Origin of the sequence: Catenulispora rubra, assembly GCF_015356825.1 — a bacterium.
GTDB lineage: Bacteria > Actinomycetota > Actinomycetes > Streptomycetales > Catenulisporaceae > Catenulispora > Catenulispora rubra.
Genome location: NZ_JAACYW010000268.1, coordinates 1 through 16,038 on the forward strand (window position 1 = coordinate 1; position 16,038 = coordinate 16,038).

The following is a 16,038-nucleotide window of genomic DNA, read 5'->3' on the forward strand; positions in this document are numbered from 1 at the left end:
CCCCAAGTCAACCCCCATCACCCCGTCGAGCGAATCAGGGCTTGACGACACTCCCCCCGGGGAAGGGGCCCGGCGTCGAACCAGTGTGGGTCGAAGCAGTGTGCGTCGAAGCGTGCGCCGAACCAGCGCGCACCTGGGGGAGGACCAAAATCATGTCCGAGCAGGATCGAGCCGCGTCGCTGACACGCGACGCGGCCCGCCTACTGGCAGGCCTGGCCGACCTCGGCCTGGAAGCCGCCGAGGGCGCCCTGCGCCGCGCCCGGGGCGTGCTGGCCCGCTCGGACCTGCCGGAGATGGCCTCCGACCTCCACCGCGAGGTCAGGGCGCACGGCGACGTCGTCCTCGACCGCGTCGCGCCGCCCGCGCGGGCGCACATGGAGGACTTGGCACGCCGCGCCGCCGCAGCGCGCGAAAAAGCCTCCGGGGCGTGAGGTGCTCTCCCAGGCCGATCTCAAGTCCCGCATAGACACCGAGCTCCGGGCCTTCGTCCGTGCCGAGACCGACCTGCTGGAGGCCGTCGACCCGCTGCTCGCGCCGGTCGGTGCCCAGCTACGCGCGGCGGTCGCCGACGGCAAGCGCATCCGCGCCTCCTTCTGCTACTGGGGCTGGCGTGCCGCCGGCCAGGGCGACAGCCCGGCGATGATCCGCGCCGCCGCCGCGATGGAACTCGTGCACGCCGCCGCGCTGGTCCACGACGACCTCATCGACGACAGCCCCCTGCGTCGCGGCGTCCCCACGCCGCACATCGCCCTGCGCGACGCCACCGCGAAGGCGCCCGATCCCGACGGTGCCGCGCGCTCGCTGGCCCTGCTCGTCGGCGATCTGCTGATGGCCTGGGCCGGGCAGCTGTTCACCGGCTGCGGACTGCCCGCGCTGTATCTGGCACGCGCCAGGCCGATGTGGTCCGTCCTGGCGCGCGAGCTGATCGCGGGGGAGTGCCTGGAGGTCCTGCGCACCGGGACCGAGACCGATCCGCAGGAATCGCTGACGATCGTGCGCTACAAGACCGCCAAGTACACCGTCGAGCATCCGCTGCACATCGGCGGCCGCCTCGGCGGCGCCTCCGACCGCACGCTCCGCATCTTCACCGAATATGGCCTCCCGCTCGGCGAGGCGTTTCAACTGCGTGACGATCTGCTCGCAGTGTTCGGCGACCCGGCGGTCACCGGCAAGTCCAACCTCGACGACATCACCGCCGCCCGCCCCACCGCGCTCATCGCCTACGCCCGCCAGGGCGCCGCGCTCCGCGACCGCTCGGCGCTGGACCGCCTGCTCGGCCGCGACGACCTCGGCGCCGCCGACCTCGCCGAGGTCCGCGCGATCCTGCAGCGCAGCGGCGCGCGGGGCCGGGTCGAGCAGCTGATCGCGCAGCGCGTGCGCCGGGCCCGGGCCGCGTTGGCCGGCACCGGCACCGGCACTGGCGTCGGCGTCGGCGTCGGCGTCGGCCCAGGCAAAGGCCTCCCGCGCTCCGCCGCCGAGGCACTGGACCACCTGGCCGAAGCCGTCACCACCCGCAGGTCCTGACTTCCCCCGTCGAGGAGACCCCATGCCCGTCACCCCCGAAGCGATGGCCGCCCTGCGCCTGCGCGGCGACGACCTCGCCGACGCCACCGTCGACGCGCTGTTCGCGGCCGGCGAGATCGGCCACTTCAACACCCTGATGCGCTGGTTCGAGCGCGTCGGCGATCCGCTGCCCGAGGGCCTGCCGCAGGTGGCCCGCGACTACCTCGCCGCCACCATGACGCCGCCGGACTGGGTCGACTGGGACCGGATGGAGACGGCACGGATGTTCTTCATCGACAACAACGTCCACATCTCCACGGCGCTGTCCTTCGCCTCGATGCCGGCGTGTTACATGCTGCCGCATGTCGCCAAGCTGCTGGCCGCCACGCACGCCCTGGACTACCCGTCCAACCGCATGGCGGCGACCGGCCAGTTCACCGTCTACCTGATGCGCCCCGACGCCTTCGAGGCCGGCGGCACCTTCGTCCCGGCCGCGCAGAAGGTCCGCCTCCTGCACGCCTCGATCCGGCACCACCTCCGCCGCGAAGGCGCGTGGGACGAGGCCACCTGGGGCGTGCCGATCTGCCAGGAGGACATGATCGGCGGCCAGATGATGTTCTCGATCCAGGTCCTGGACGCGTTGCACCGGTTGGGAGTTCATGTCACCGAGGCCGGCGCGGATGCGTATTTCTACGCATGGCGGGTTGTCGGCGCGATGCTCGGCGTCGACACCGGAACGGCGCCGGTGGATCTGTCCGAGGCGCGAGATTTCTCAGACCTCTATATGACGAAGTTCATGGGCCCCTCCGAGGCCGGCGTCAGCCTGACGCGGCAGCTCATCGAGCTGTACGAGGAAGTCGTCCCGGGTACACTCCTTGACCCCGTGGTCCCGGCGCTGATCCGCTATCTGGTCGGGGACACCGCCGCGGACTGGCTCCAGGTGCCCCGCTCGGCGGTCTTCGACCACCTGGTGCCGGTCGCGCCGCTGCTGCTGGGCGTCACCGAACACCTCAAGGAACGCTCACCGCTGGCCGCGATGGTCATCGACCGGCTCGGTGCGGTCACCACGCGTTTCGAACTCAGCTCCCTGACGCGCGGGCGGGTCATGCACTATGCGATCCCTGATCACCTCAAGGACGAATATGGCGTGGACAGGCCCAGGGATGAACGCTGGACGCCGCCTCCGGTCTCTGCTTTGCTGGCCGACCTGACCAACCCGGGCGGCAATCCGGCCGACCCGGCCAACCCGGCCGACCCGGCAGACCCGGCGGACCTCGCCGAGTCGGCAGATCCGGCCGGCGCCACCGATCAGCCGGCCGGCGCTTGAGGTTACGTGTTCGTGAATTCCTGATCGACCACATCGGCGCCGATGACCATCGGCGTTTCGTCTCGGAATCGGCGTAGTCATCACGTGTTTCTTCGGACTTTGGCAACACACAGTAGTCACCGCGGGCGGACGCACCGGTCCGGCTCGTCCGGAAAGGGACATACCCGACGCCCGGTAAGACCCGAACGGCCTGTTCACCGGCAGTTTTGCGCGTTCCGTGTCCGTTCCACCACCCAGGCTGTCTCAAGCCAAGCACTTTCCGCTAGCATGCATTCGCTCGAACAAAGCAGTGGTCTGTTTCATGGCCGTCGGGTCGGCCTTTGACAGAACTTTGATCGAGCGTTGAACCACGCGTAGAAGCCACCCCGACGTCGTTCGCCACCACCCGATGCGCCGACCAGCGCGGATCGCAAAGGCCACTCCGTGAGAATCACCAAGAAGCTCGGCATACTGGTCGCTGTCCCCCTGTGTGCCGTCTCCGGCTTCGGGGCGTTGGCCTTGGTGACCTCGACGTCCGGGGCGATCAGCGCCGGGCATCTGTACACCCTGATGAACTCGGCCTCGGCGGCCGGCGACCTGGTCGCCGAGCTCCAGGCCGAGCGGACCCAGGTCGCGCTGTTCCTGACCGCGCCGCCCGGCAGCGATCTGAACGCGCTCACCGGCCAGATCACCAAGACCCAGACGGCGACCGCGGTCTACGAGGAGAAGCTCAAGGGCATGCCCTGGCTGTCCTCGGACGGCAAGACGCTGCTGAACCGGATCGACGGCGAGCTGCGGGCCATCGACACCCTGCGGGACCACATCCGCACCGGCAACTCCCAGGCGCTGTCGGCGGCGGACTTCCAGTACCACATCGTCATCGCCGACCTGCTGGCCTACCACGACCTGGTGCAGAACTCCGGCGCCTCCTCGCAGGTCGCCACCATGCTGCGCGCGACCTCGGCGCTGAGCCAGGCCCGGGAATCGCTCAGCGGCGAGGAAGCGGACGTCCTGCGCACCGTCGGCGAGCCGTTCCAGACCGCGTCGGCGCAGCAGGACCTGATCGGCAGCCGCTCCAGCTACGCCAGCGCGATCGAGTCCTTCGGCGCCCTGGCCCCGGCGAGCTGGCAGGACGTCCCGAACCAGAGGCTCGGCGGCCCGGGCATGGCCGGTGCGGGCCAGTTGGAAGACACCGTCGCGAACACCCCGCCGGGCAAGCCCGTCCAGCTGGATCCGAAGCTGTGGACCACCACCCTGGACGCCCGGCTCGCGGCGCTGGACGGCGTGCGCCACGACATGGACCTGGGCACCCTGGACCTGATCGCCAAGGACCGCACGCGCCAGCGCGAACTGGCCGGTATCGAGGCCGCGGCGATCGCCGGCACCATGCTGCTGGCGCTGATGGTGAGCCTGCGGCTCGGCCGGCCGATCATCAAGGGTCTGCGAGGCCTGCGCGACGGCGCGCACGCGGTCGCCTTCGAGGACCTGCCGGCCGCGGTGCAGGCGCTGCGCGGCACCGGATCGCTGACCGGTCAGACCCCTGAGGAGTTCGCCGACGAGGCGGCCGGCGGTCTGCCGGTGAAGGGCGACGACGAGATCGCCGCCGTGGCCCGGGCCTTCAACGCGGTCCGGCGCGAGGCCATCCGGACCGCCGCCGAACAGGTGCTGCTGCGCGCCGGCGTCGGCGCGGCGTTCGTCGCCCTGGCCCGCCGCGGCGAGCGCCTGACCGGCGCGCTGACCCTGGAACTGGACAAGGCCGAGCGGGACGAGCAGGACCCGGACCGCCTGGCCCGGCTGTTCGTCCTGGACCACCTGGCCGCGCGCATGACCCGCAACAACGAGAGCCTGCTGGTGCTCGGCGGCGAGGGCACGGTGCGGGTGCGCGACGAGGGCGTGCCGCTGATCGACGTGATCCGCGCGGCCTCCGGCCGGATCGAGCGCTACTCGCGCGTGGACCTGGTGAACGTCGACATGACCGTGGTCGTGGCCCCGCCGGTGGTCGACCACCTCGTGCACATGTGCGCCGAGCTGCTGGACAACGCCACCGCGTTCTCCTCCCCGGACAGCCGGGTCCTGGTCGACATGCGCGTGCTGGCCGACCGCATCATCCTGCAGATCACCGACCGCGGCATCGGCATGACGCCGCGCCGGCGCTCGGAGCTCAACGCCCGGCTGACCACGCCGACCCACCTGGACGCGGCCTCGGTCAAGGCGATGGGCCTGACCGTGGCCGGGCAGCTGGCGTCCTGGTACGGCATAGCCGTGGAGCTGCGGCAGAACCCGCAGGGCGGGACCATCGCAGAACTCGTACTGCCGCCGACGCTGTACTGGACGCCCGGCGCGCAGGAGAGCTCCTTCCACTCGTTCGCCGCCTCGCCGACCGCCGCGATCAACACCCTGGCTTCCGGGATGGGACAGCCCGGCGGGTACGGCTCGAACCCCGCGGCCGCGGCGGGCGTCGGGGCCGGCGCGGCGAGTGCTGCCGGTATGGCGGGCGCTGCTGCCGCGGCCGGTGCGGCCGGTGCGGCCGGTGCGGCCGGCAACGGCGGACGTCGCCGCCGGGGCGCGGGGCCACAGGAGGGCGCCGAGCAGTACGGACCGGCCGGCGGCGGCTTCGACCCCCGGCAGCGCCCCGCGCCGTACCCGCAGCCGCCGGTCCCCGCGGCGGCCATGGACACCGGTCCGTACGGCGCGACCCAGCCGGGCATCGCCGAGGGCGTCAACGGATTCCCGCCGGCCCCGATCCGGGTCCGGCCGCTGAGCCGCCCGGCCGGTCCCGCGGCCCCGGTCGGCGGCGCGGTGTCCGGCCCCGGAGTGACCGACGGCCCGGTGAGCCCGTGGCTGGCCGGAGCATTGCGCGGCCGGGCGGCAGCCGAGGCGGCCCAGGCGGCGCAGGCCCAGGCCGCTCAAGCCGCACAAGCTCAGGCGGTTCAGGCCGCGCAGGCCGCTGCGGCCCGGGCGGCTCAGGGCGCGCAGCCCTCGTGGCAGAACCAGCCGCAGTCCGACTACCAGATGCGCGCAGCGTTCGAGCCCCCGGCGCAGCCGTCGTATCAGGAGCATCCGTCGTATCAGCCCCGGCCCGCCTACCCGGCTCCGGCCGCCGCCACCGCGGCCCAGCCGTCGTTCCAGGGCGAGCCGTCCTACCAGCCCCGGCCCGGGGTCCCGACGCCGGTGCAGCCCTCGTTCCAGAACCAGAACCAGCCCTCGTTCCAGAACCAGCCGTCGTATCAGAACCAGCCGTCGTACCAGCCCCGGCCGACGGTCCCCGTCCCGGCACCGGCTCCGGTGCAGCCCCCGTTCCAGGCCCAGCCTGCTCTGCCGACCGCCCCCCAGGCTCCGGCACCACCCCCCGCGCCGGCCGCGGAGCAGGTCAGGACGACGCACGGGCTGCCCAAGCGGGTGCCGTTGGCCCGGCTGCCCGCCGAGGCCATGGACGACGTCCCGGAGGCGACCAGCCCGGCCGAGCGGGACCCGTCCCGGGTGTCGGCCTCGATGGTGGCCTACGCCCGAGGGATCGGCGGCCGCGGCGCCCCCGGCAGTGTCCCCCAGACCCCCTACACGCCGCCTTCAAGTACAGGAACCTTCTAAATGTCGCTCATGCCCAGCAGTCCCCCCGACAATCTGGACTGGCTCCTCAACGACTTCGCACTGCGCGTACCCGGCGTCGTGCACGCGCTGGCCGTCTCGGCGGACGGTCTGGTGGTGGCGGCCAGCAACGACCTGACCGACGAGCAGGCCGAGAACCTGGCCGCGGTGGCCTCCGGGCTGGTCGGCCTGCTGGCCGGCGCGGCGCGGCTGCTGCACGCCGCCCCGGTGCAGAGCAACCTGACCGAGCTGTTCGGCGGCTTCCTGTTCTCGATGGCCGTCAGCGACGGCGCCTCGCTGCTGGTCTTCGCCCGCCGCGAGTGCGACATCGGCCAGGTCTCCTACACGATGGCCGAGCTCATCAACCAGGTCGGCGCGGCGCTGACGCCGATGGCGCGGTCGCGGATGCTGGCCCGTGAGGCATCGGCGAGGATGCGGTGAACCGCGCGAACCAGGCCACCGCGGCGAAGATCGTCGTGGCCGGGGGCTTCGGCGTGGGGAAGACCACGCTGGTCGGCTCGGTCTCGGAGATCCAGCCGCTGACCACCGAGGCGGAGATGACCGTCGCGGGGGCGGGCATCGACGACGTGCGGGGCATCCCGGGCAAGACCGCGACCACGGTGGCGATGGACTTCGGCCGCATCACGCTGGCCCAGGACCTGATCCTGTACCTGTTCGGCGCGCCCGGGCAGGAGCGGTTCTGGTTCTTCTGGGACGAGCTGGCCCGCGGCGCGATCGGCGCCGTGGTGCTGGCCGACGTCCGGCGGCTGGACGACGCCTTCGCGGCCATCGACTTCTTCGAGCACCGGTCGATCCCGCACGTGGTGGCGATCAACCAGTTCGACGGCGCCCCCATGCACGGCCACGAGGAGATCCGCGACGCGCTCTCGGTCCGGGACTCGGTCCCGCTGCTGATGTGCGACGCGCGCCGCCGCGAGTCGAGCAAGCGGGTGCTGGTCACCCTCGTGGAGCACGCCGTGACCCAGCTGCGGATGAACCCCGACGCGGCCTACGCCGGGCAGTGAGCCGGCAACAGGTCGTGCCGCGTCGCTGAGGATCGCTGAGCACTGAGCCACTTGAACCACTCGAACCGCTCGAACCACTGAACCGCCGCACCGATCGCAGAACCGTGGGATCGGCGGCCCGGCCGGCCCGATCGGCCGACCGGCCCCGGTCCGTGTGACCACAGATATCAACCGCTTAAGGAGAAAGTCTTGTTCTCGTCCCGAGTACCGGCGCGCCTGCGGGCGTTCGTGGCCGTCGGCGCGGTGACCGCGCTCGCGGCCGCCGGATGCAGCAGCAGCACGTCGAGCAAGGGCAGCAGCGCGAAGGCCGACTCGCCCATCACCATCGGCCTGATCACCGCTCTGACCGGCAGCAACAAGGCGCTGGGCCCGGACCACCTGAACGGGTTCCAGCTCTACCTGGACAACCACGGCAACAAGCTCGGCGGCCACACCGTCAAGCTGGACGTGGGCGACGAGGCCAACGGCGGCTCGGCCGCGGTGCCGGTGGCCAAGAAGATGATCGAGCAGGACCACGTGCTGGCCATCGCCGGCATCGTGGCCACCCCGACCATCCAGGCGGTCGTGCCGATCGCCACCGCCGCCGGCGTGCCGGTGGTCAACACCGGCGGCCGCCCGACGGTCAAGGACGTCTCGCACCTGTGGACCATGAGCTTCATGTCCACCGACCCCGGCGGCGCGATGGGCCCGTACATGGCGCAGAACGTCCAGGGCTCGGTCTACGCCTTCGGCCCGGACTACCAGGGCGGCTACGACCAGCTCCGCGGCTTCACCGACTCCTACACCAAGGCCGGCGGCAAGCTCGCCAACGACGGCGGCAAGCCCACCTTCACGCCGTTCCCGACCACCTCGGACTTCACGCCGTACCTGGCGAAGGTCAAGGCCTCCGGTGCCAAGGCGATCTACTGCTTCTACACCGGTCAGAGCGCGATCGACTTCGTGAAGGACTGGTCCCAGTCCGACGCCAAGGGCATCCCGCTGTACGCCGCGGGCTTCATCACCGAGGGCGGCACGCTCAAGGCCGAGGGCTCGGCGGCCGACGGCATCACCACCTCGATGAACTACTCGCCGGACATCTCCAGCGCCGCGAACCGCGCGTTCGTCTCGGCGTGGAGCCAGAAGTACAACGGCTCGTCGCCGCCGGCGACCGCGATGTACAGCTGGGACGCGGCCTCGGTGCTGGACCAGGCGATCGCCAAGGCCGGCTCGAACCTGACGCCGGAGACGGTCAACGCCGCGATCAAGGCGCTGGGGCAGATCGACAGCCCGCGCGGGACCTGGCAGCTGTCGGCTGACACGCACGTGCCGGTCCAGAAGTGGTACCTGCGCAAGGTGGAGATGGACGGCACAGCGCTGGCGAACGTGAAGATCGGCGACCTGGCGACCATCGGCAGCTGATTCGCTGCCTCGGGGCCGGTCGAGCAGGATGCTGCTCGACCGGCCCGATGTGCTTGACGTATCGGCGAGCATTGTCTGTATTGCCGCACGACCGCATGACCCGCACAACCACATGACCCGTACAAACGCATGACCCGTACGACCGCACAACCAGCAAGAGCACTGCGAAAGGGGTTCCATGGGTGCGATCAACGCGCACTTCGTGCCCGCACTGGACGGCGTGGCGTACGGCCTGCTGCTGTTCGTCGCGGCCGCGGGCCTGACACTGCTGTTCGGGATCGGCGGTGTGCTGAACATCGCCCACGGGACCCTGTTCGCGCTCGGCGGCTACCTGGCCGCGACGGTGTCGAACGGCTCGTGGTCGTCGGCGTTCCTGGGACTGGCCGTGGCCACGGTCGGCGGCACGCTCGGCGGCGCGGTGCTGGCCGCCGGGACCCTGCCGCTGGCCGAGCGCGGACACTTACCCCAGGCGCTGCTGACCTTCGGCCTGTCGCTGGTCGGCGGGGACATCCTGAGCACCGTCTACGGCGGGGACGAACACCCGGTCGTGATCCCGAACTCGGTGAACGGGACCGTGCACATCTTCGGGCACGTATACCCGACCTACCGGCTGATGTTCATCGTGGTCGCCTCGGTGCTGGCGCTGGCCGGGACCTACGTTCTGGGCCGGACCCGCGCCGGCTCGCTGCTGCGCGCCGCGGCCGACGACCGGGACATGGTCGGCGCCATGGGGTACGCGCCGTGGCGCGTGCACGCGGCGCTGTGCGGGGCGGCCGGGGCGCTGGCCGGGCTGGCCGGCGGGCTCGGCGCGCCGATCATCGGCCCCGGCCCGGACACCGCCGACAAGGTGCTGATGCTCTCGATGGTCGTGATCGTGCTCGGGAAGCCCGGTTCGGTGGTGGGCGCGTTCCTGGCGGCGATCGCGGTCGGGGAGATCGAGACGCTCGGTGTGTCGATCTCGTCGAACTGGGCGCCGTACCTGCTGTTCGGGCTGATGGCGGTGGCGCTCGTGGTGCGCACGTTCCGGAGCTCGTCCGCTTCGGCGGGCGCGGCAGTGGGGGCACACGCATGACGGCGCCTACGGTTCCCACGGACTCTGCCGACCCCGCGGACCCGGCGGGTTCGAAGGCCTCCGACGCGACGGGCTCGGGCTCCGGTTCGGGCTCTGGCTCGGGCTCGGCAGTCGCGACGCTGCTCGCGTCGCCTCGGGTGCGCGTCGGCGTACCGGTCGTGGTGCTGGCCGCGTTCCTGCTGATCGCGCCGGCGAGCTTCGACGGCTACGGCATCAGCCTGCTGTCGAAGGCGCTGGCGTTGGGGGTCCTGGCCGTCAGCGTCAGCATCCTGGCCGGATACTCGGGGCTGCCGACGATGGGACAGGCGGCGCCGTTCCTGGTCGGGGCCTACACCGCCGGGGTGCTGGGGACGCACGGGCACACCATCGGCGTCGTGCAGCTGCTGTGCGGGACGCTGGTGGCCGCCGGGTTCGCCGCGGCCACCGGGCTCGTCGCGATCCGCACGCGCGGGGTGGCGTTCCTGATGACGACCCTGGCGCTCGGCGAGCTGACGGTCACCGCCGCCGGCGAGTGGCGGTCGCTGACCGGCGGGACGGACGGGATGTACGGCATCCCGCGGGTGCGGCCGCTGCCGGGGATGGCGACGCTGGACTCCGACCGGAACGTCTACTGGTACGTGCTCGGCGCCACCGCGGTCATCGTGGCGATCGTGTGGCGGGTGCTGCGCTCCCCGGTGGGCAAGCTGCTGCTGGCGTGCCGGGACCACGAGGCGCGGATGCGCTCGGCCGGGCACCCGGTGACGCGGTATCAGTGGCTTGCGTATGTCGCGGCCGGGGCACTGGCCGGGTTCGGCGGCGTGCTGATGTGCACGGTCAACCAGTACGTGTCGCCCGACGACGGCAGCTTCTCCAATTCCGCGCTGGTCCTGCTGGCCGTGGTTCTGGGCGGGGCGACGTCGCCGCTGGGCGCGCTGTTCGGGGCGGGACTGATCGTGGCCACCCGGGACTGGCTCGCCGGACCGTTCCCCGGACACGGGCCGCTGCTGCTGGGCCTGATGTTCGTCATCGCCGTCTACGCGTTTCCGGACGGTGTCGCCGGGATCCGGTTCCGGGCGCCGAAACGACGCGGAGGACAGACATGAGCCCGGTGTCCGGATCGGCGACGATCGAAGTCAGTGGTCTGACCAAGGCGTTCAGCGCGACGGTCGCCGTCGCGGGCCTGGACCTGAGCTTCGAGGCCGGGCGGCGGCACGCGGTCATCGGGCCCAACGGCGCCGGGAAGACCACGCTGCTGAACCTGATCTCCGGCGAATTGCGTCCGACGGCCGGCCGGATCCGCTACGACGGCCGCGACGTCACGCGCACCACGCGGGCCAAGCGCTCCCGGCTGGGCATCGCCCGCACGTTCCAGCAGCCCACGGTGTGGAGCACGCTGTCGGTGGCGGACAACATCGCGCTGGCGGCGTGGCCGCATTCCGAGGTGCGCGGCAAGTGGCAGCGCCGCCGGTACCGCAAGCTGTCCGAGGCCTGCGAGTGCTACCTGGAGACGGCCGGCATCACGGCGCTCGCCGACCGCCCGGCCGGCGCGCTGGCCCACGGCGAGCGGCGGATGCTGGACATCGGGATGGCGCTGGCCGCCGATCCGCGGGTGCTGCTGCTCGACGAGCCCGCGGCCGGGCTGACCGACCAGGGCGTGGAGCGGCTGCTGGCCGCGATGCGGGCGCTGCCGGAGCAGGTGACGGTGGTGGTCGTCGAGCACGACTTCGCCTTCGTGGCGGCGGTCGCCGACACGGTCACCGTGCTGCAGGACGGGGCGCTGCTGGCGACCGGGACGCCGGCGGAGATCGCCGCGGACGCCGCGGTGCGCGAGGCGTACTTGGGGGAGTCGGCGGTCGGGTCCGCCGGGTCGGAACGGGACAGTCGGGATCAGCGCACGGCGGCTTCCGCGGCCGTCGACGCCGACCGGCCGTCGTACTGGACGTTCGACGACAGCTCTATCGACAGCTCCATCGACAGCTCTATCGACAGCTCCATCGACAGCTCCATCGAAAGCTCCGACGAAAGCTCCGACGAAAGCTCCGAGGAGACGCTCTGATGCTGAGTCTCAGTTCCCTGACCGCCGGCTACGACGGCGGCACCGTGCTGCACGGCCTGGACCTGGAGGTCCCCGAGGGCTCGGTGCACGCCGTGGTCGGCCACAACGGCGCCGGCAAGACGACGCTGATCCACACGGTGTCCGGCCTGGTGTCGACCTCCTCGGGCCGGGTCGAGCTGGCCGGCGCGGACGTCACCCGCCAGCCCGCGCACCGCCGGGCGCGCTCCGGCGTCGGCCTGGTCCCGCAGGGCCGCAGGGTGTTCCCGGGCCTGACCGTCCAGGAGCACCTGGCGCTTGCCTTCGGCCGCCGCAGCCGCCGCGAGCGGGCCACCGCGCAATGGACGCCGGACACCGTCAAGGAACTGCTGCCGCGCCTGGCCGAACGCGCCGGGCACCGGGGCCGCCAGCTCTCCGGCGGCGAACAGCAGATGCTGGCCGTCGCCCGAGCCCTGCTCGGGCAGCCCCGGTTGCTGCTGCTCGACGAGCCCACCGAAGGCCTCGCGCCGCTGATCGTGCAGGACATAGCGGACCTCATCAAGAAGACCCTGCCGGATCGCGGCCTGACCATCCTGGTGGCCGCGCCCCGCCCCGCGTTCGCCGCCGACGTCGCCGACCGCGTGACCATCCTGGTCGCCGGCCGCGTCGCCGACGAGTTCAGCGCCAAGGAGCTGCGCGACGAGCCGGACCGGGCCGCCGAGGCGATGGGGCATGCCGCGGCGGAGGGGGTCGCTTCGCCGAGTAGGGCGGAGACGGTGTCTCTCTGAACGGTGTTTCTCTAAGCAGGGGCATAGTCGGCGACTGCGCAGGCAGCGGCGGTGTGATCGGCGGCAGCGCGGGCGGCGACAGTGCGAGCGTTGGCGGTGTGATCGGCGGCAGCGCGGGCGGCGGCGGAACGAGCGGCGGTGCGTAGTCGGCGACAGTACGCGCGGCGGCGGCAAGCCAAGGGCTCGCGCCGCCGCTTCCCGGCTCCTCAGCCGGTGGCCCGCCGATCGTGGATCCGCGGCGTCTTCCAGCTCACCGGCCCCTGAGCGTCGATCACCGTCTCGGCATCCGCGACCACGAGCTCCACCTCGGTGTCGAAGGTCTCGCGACAGGCCGCGATCCGCGGCTCGACGCCCCGCGGCCCGGCTCCGTCACCGTCGTTCGCCGGCGTTAGAACCAGCGTCAGAACATCGCGTCCGGCCCGCCGGTCGATCAGGATCCGATGGTCGAGGAACCCGTCGATCCCCTCGATGAGCAGATCTTCGAGCTCGTACACACTCGTCTCGGCACCGTTCAGAACCAACCGGTCGACCGCACGGCCCAACACCTCCACCCGCGCGTCGGGATGCAGCCGAACCAGGTCGCCCGTGCGGTACCGGACCAGCGGCTTCGCCCCCTGATACAGGTGCGTGGCCACCATCTCGCCACGGAGGACCCCGTCCGCGTCGGCGATCGCCGGCTTCAACGACACCGGATCCACCACCTCGTAGTAGTTCAGCAACGGCGTCAGCCGCAGGGACCCGTCCACCGACCCGAGCGCCAGTACCGAAGACTCCTGCGATCCGTACAGAGACAGATGCGCCTGCGCGCCCCACAGCCGGCCGATGTGCGCCAGCAGACTCGGCGGTGCCGTCTCGCCGGTGAGCATCAGCACGTCCATCGCGAAGTCGCGCCGTGGATCCGACCCCGACCGGATCGCCGCCTTCGCCAGCGCGACCGCCATTCCCGGCGTGCAGAACAGCCCCGTCACGGGCAGCTCGCGCATCACCCGCAGCGCGCGCTCGAACCCGACCATCGGCGAGTACGGCCACATCTTGACGCTGGCGTAGCCGAGGTTCCGGCACACCTCCGTGAAGGTGTCGCCGTGCGCGTGCAGTTCGCTGGGCCCGCAGACACCCATGACCTGCTCCTCGCCGAACCCGCGCAGCAGTGGCTCGTACTGCACCGTCATCGCGATGTTGGTGTTCAGGCTGTCGACGTCCGCGCGCGGGCTCGGCGTCGAGGCCCCGGTCGTGCCGGTGGTCTCGTAGTAGACCCACGCGCGGTGGACCGGCAGCGAGGACATCCCGAAACCGTGGTCCCGCAGATCGTCCTTGGTGGTGAAGGGTATGCCCGCCAACGCCTCGGGAGTGAGTGCTTTGACATCTGTCGGCTCGATGTCCGCCAGCCGCTCGCGGTACAGCGGGGAGTGCTTCTTCGTGGCGCCGAGGGTGGCGACGAAGGCGTCGAGCTGATGGGCTTCGAGCTCGGCCGGGGTCGTCCGGCCCTCCTGGTACGCACGGTACCGGGCGAGGATCTCGCGGGCGAGGCCGTCCAGCTCGGGTCGGAAAACGGTGTACATGCGGGCCTTCCGGAACGGGTCAACTGTTGTGGTGCGGCTTGTCGGCGGGCAGCATGCCGGAGCGCAGCGCGTCCATGCGGTGGCCGGCCACCGCCCCGGCCGGCGACAGGCGTTCGAGCAGCGCGAGGACCTCGGCGCTCAACTCGATCGAGGCGGCCCTGATGTTGTCCCGCACGTGCGAGGCACGTTCGGCCCCCGGGATCGGCACCACGTCGTCGCCCTGGTGGTGCACCCACGCCAGCGCCAGCTGCGCCACGCTGAGCCCCATCCCGGCCGCGACGTCTTCGAGGGCTGACACCAGGCGCATGTTGCGGTCGAGGTTCCCGGGATGGAACCGCGGGTTGATGCGCCGCTCGTCGGCGACGTCCAGGTCGCCCAGCCCCCGGATGCCCCCGGACAGCAACCCGCGCGCGAGCGGGGAGAAGGCCACCACTCCGATGCCCAGTTCCCGGCAGACGGACAGCGCCTCGCCCTCGACGTCGCGCGTGAACAGGCTCCACTCGCTCTGCAGCGCGGTGATCGGCACCACCTCGTGCGCCCGCCGGATGGTCGCAGGCTCCGCCTCCGACAGGCCCACGTACCAGATCTTGCCCTCCTCGACGAGCTCGGCCATGCCCAGCATGGACTCCTCGATCGGGGTGTCCGGATCGACCCGGTGCAGGTAGAACAGGTCGATGTGGTCGACGCCGAGCCGCCGCAGCGACTCCTCGCACGACTCCTTGATGTTCCGCCGGGTCCCGCACAGCCGCCGCCCGGAGTCCCCGTGCCCCCGCACGATCCCGCACTTGGTGGCGATCACGACCTCATCCCGCCGCCCCCGCACGGCCTTCCCGACCAACCGCTCGTTGTGTCCGAGCCCGTAGATGTCCGCGGTATCGAGCATGGTCACGCCCGCATCGAGCGCGCTGTGAACAGTCCGCAGAGCCTCCCCTGGATCCACCGGACCTCGAAACTCACTGAGTCCCATGCACCCCAGCCCCTGGGCCGGAACGCTCAGCTTCCCCAACTGTCGAAGGGGTGGGAACCTGGGTTCCATCTCCTGCGGAAACCCTCTTTGACCTGGTGTAACGGCATGATGCACGTGCCCTCCTGTGTGCGCTGTGGCGTCGCCCCCGAGGATGGTCGCGCCCAGCATAGGAACGTTAGGGCTCTTATGTAAGGACTAGAAATTAGTGGACTGATATGCTGCGCGCGACAGTTTGTTCGAAATCGGGAGAGAGTCGGCACGGGCCGTTTCATGAGAGAAACGAGCATGGCTGTGCTCGGTTTTTTCGGCGCTCCTGCTTTGTGTGTGGGTGCTGGTGCTGGTGGCGGATGGGTGCTGCGGGTGCGGTTGGTTTGTGGGTTTTAAGGGCTTTTTACGGCTTCGCGCATGGTTTGATGGCCTCGCGGGGGGACGCAGTTCGGTTGTGCGGGGCGGCTGGCGCTGGCGGCCGCCGGTGTTCGTGTTCAAGGGCGCCTCCGGCGGCGCCTGCGCGGCGAGCGGCCTCGCTCCGGGGGGTGGGGGGCTGCGTAGTCAGGCGGCGGACGCTGCTTGTGGTTGCGTTCGTCCCGGGTTCCCCGTCGCGTCGTCGCCTGAGGGAAGCAGACCGGTCCGGTGGTATCAAGTCGGATCGTTGTTGCTGTGGCCGGGTTCCGTGCGACTTGACACCACCGGACCGGTCCAAGATCGGGTAGTTAAGGGTTTGTGGCCGGTGTCAAGGCTTGTTGTGGGGTGATGGTGTAGGTGCCGGGTGCGGTTTTGGTGATGTGGCCGCGGTGGGCGGCGGTGTTGAGGGCGACGCCGAAGAC

The 16,038-nt window shown here is 71.2% G+C and carries 13 protein-coding genes; 11 read left to right on the forward strand and 2 right to left on the reverse strand.

What is annotated here, in order from left to right; all coding sequences use genetic code 11:
- Positions 1 to 152 precede the first annotated feature (152 nt).
- The 11 genes from GWK61_RS43105 to GWK61_RS43150 all read left to right on the forward strand — a co-directional run bounded on the left by GWK61_RS43105 (position 153) and on the right by GWK61_RS43150 (position 12,688).
- Positions 153 to 431 (forward strand): hypothetical protein, encoded by a 279-nt coding sequence (locus tag GWK61_RS43105; RefSeq protein WP_194917917.1) that lies wholly within the window; start codon positions 153 to 155, stop codon positions 429 to 431.
- A gap of 1 nt (position 432) precedes the next feature.
- Positions 433 to 1,524, forward strand: coding sequence for a polyprenyl synthetase family protein (locus GWK61_RS43110; RefSeq protein WP_194917920.1), 1,092 nt, complete (start codon positions 433 to 435; stop codon positions 1,522 to 1,524).
- Between the two features lie 22 nt (positions 1,525 to 1,546).
- Complete coding sequence (locus GWK61_RS43115; RefSeq protein ID WP_194917922.1) at positions 1,547 to 2,830, forward strand: oxygenase MpaB family protein; 1,284 nt, start codon at positions 1,547 to 1,549, stop codon at positions 2,828 to 2,830.
- A gap of 423 nt (positions 2,831 to 3,253) precedes the next feature.
- Positions 3,254 to 6,397 carry a sensor histidine kinase gene (locus tag GWK61_RS43120; RefSeq protein WP_194917924.1) on the forward strand — a complete coding sequence of 1,048 codons (3,144 nt, stop codon included), beginning with the start codon at positions 3,254 to 3,256 and terminating at the stop codon, positions 6,395 to 6,397.
- Positions 6,398 to 6,835, forward strand: coding sequence for a roadblock/LC7 domain-containing protein (locus GWK61_RS43125; RefSeq protein WP_194917934.1), 438 nt, complete (start codon positions 6,398 to 6,400; stop codon positions 6,833 to 6,835).
- Positions 6,832 to 7,419, forward strand: coding sequence for a GTP-binding protein (locus GWK61_RS43130; protein ID WP_194917936.1), 588 nt, complete (start codon positions 6,832 to 6,834; stop codon positions 7,417 to 7,419). Before GWK61_RS43125 ends, GWK61_RS43130 begins: the two co-directional genes overlap by 4 nt.
- Positions 7,420 to 7,608: 189 nt before the next feature.
- Entirely contained in the window at positions 7,609 to 8,817 is a 1,209-nt protein-coding gene (locus GWK61_RS43135) for an ABC transporter substrate-binding protein (RefSeq protein ID WP_194917938.1), read from the forward strand.
- 178 nt (positions 8,818 to 8,995) lie between these two features.
- Positions 8,996 to 9,889, forward strand: coding sequence for a branched-chain amino acid ABC transporter permease (locus GWK61_RS57565; RefSeq protein ID WP_228563897.1), 894 nt, complete (start codon positions 8,996 to 8,998; stop codon positions 9,887 to 9,889).
- Positions 9,886 to 10,971 carry a branched-chain amino acid ABC transporter permease gene (locus GWK61_RS57570; RefSeq protein ID WP_228563898.1) on the forward strand — a complete coding sequence of 362 codons (1,086 nt, stop codon included), beginning with the start codon at positions 9,886 to 9,888 and terminating at the stop codon, positions 10,969 to 10,971. Before GWK61_RS57565 ends, GWK61_RS57570 begins: the two co-directional genes overlap by 4 nt.
- Entirely contained in the window at positions 10,968 to 11,924 is a 957-nt protein-coding gene (locus GWK61_RS43145) for an ABC transporter ATP-binding protein (protein ID WP_194917940.1), read from the forward strand. The genes GWK61_RS57570 and GWK61_RS43145 overlap by 4 nt, the downstream gene beginning before the upstream one ends.
- Entirely contained in the window at positions 11,924 to 12,688 is a 765-nt protein-coding gene (locus GWK61_RS43150) for an ABC transporter ATP-binding protein (RefSeq protein WP_194917942.1), read from the forward strand. The genes GWK61_RS43145 and GWK61_RS43150 overlap by 1 nt, the downstream gene beginning before the upstream one ends.
- A gap of 206 nt (positions 12,689 to 12,894) precedes the next feature.
- Here the strand turns inward: GWK61_RS43150 and GWK61_RS43155 are convergent, their stop codons facing one another.
- Positions 12,895 to 14,247 carry a phenylacetate--CoA ligase family protein gene (locus GWK61_RS43155; protein ID WP_194917944.1) on the reverse strand — a complete coding sequence of 451 codons (1,353 nt, stop codon included), beginning with the start codon at positions 14,245 to 14,247 and terminating at the stop codon, positions 12,895 to 12,897.
- A 19-nt stretch (positions 14,248 to 14,266) separates the two neighbouring features.
- Positions 14,267 to 15,283 (reverse strand): aldo/keto reductase, encoded by a 1,017-nt coding sequence (locus tag GWK61_RS43160; RefSeq protein ID WP_194917946.1) that lies wholly within the window; start codon positions 15,281 to 15,283, stop codon positions 14,267 to 14,269.
- Positions 15,284 to 16,038: the final 755 nt, after the last annotated feature.

Excerpts from the sequence above, each read along its gene's own strand:
- GWK61_RS43105 (WP_194917917.1), top strand. The coding sequence starts at position 153 with ATGTCCGAGCAGGATCGAGCCGCGTCGCTGACACGCGACGCGGCCCGC.
- GWK61_RS43115 (WP_194917922.1), top strand. The coding sequence starts at position 1,547 with ATGCCCGTCACCCCCGAAGCGATGGCCGCCCTGCGCCTGCGCGGCGAC.
- GWK61_RS43125 (WP_194917934.1), top strand. The coding sequence starts at position 6,398 with ATGTCGCTCATGCCCAGCAGTCCCCCCGACAATCTGGACTGGCTCCTC.
- GWK61_RS57565 (WP_228563897.1), top strand. The coding sequence starts at position 8,996 with ATGGGTGCGATCAACGCGCACTTCGTGCCCGCACTGGACGGCGTGGCG.
- GWK61_RS57570 (WP_228563898.1), top strand. The coding sequence starts at position 9,886 with ATGACGGCGCCTACGGTTCCCACGGACTCTGCCGACCCCGCGGACCCG.
- GWK61_RS43145 (WP_194917940.1), top strand. The coding sequence starts at position 10,968 with ATGAGCCCGGTGTCCGGATCGGCGACGATCGAAGTCAGTGGTCTGACC.
- GWK61_RS43150 (WP_194917942.1), top strand. The coding sequence starts at position 11,924 with ATGCTGAGTCTCAGTTCCCTGACCGCCGGCTACGACGGCGGCACCGTG.
- GWK61_RS43155 (WP_194917944.1), bottom strand. The coding sequence starts at position 14,247 with ATGTACACCGTTTTCCGACCCGAGCTGGACGGCCTCGCCCGCGAGATC.
- GWK61_RS43160 (WP_194917946.1), bottom strand. The coding sequence starts at position 15,283 with ATGGAACCCAGGTTCCCACCCCTTCGACAGTTGGGGAAGCTGAGCGTT.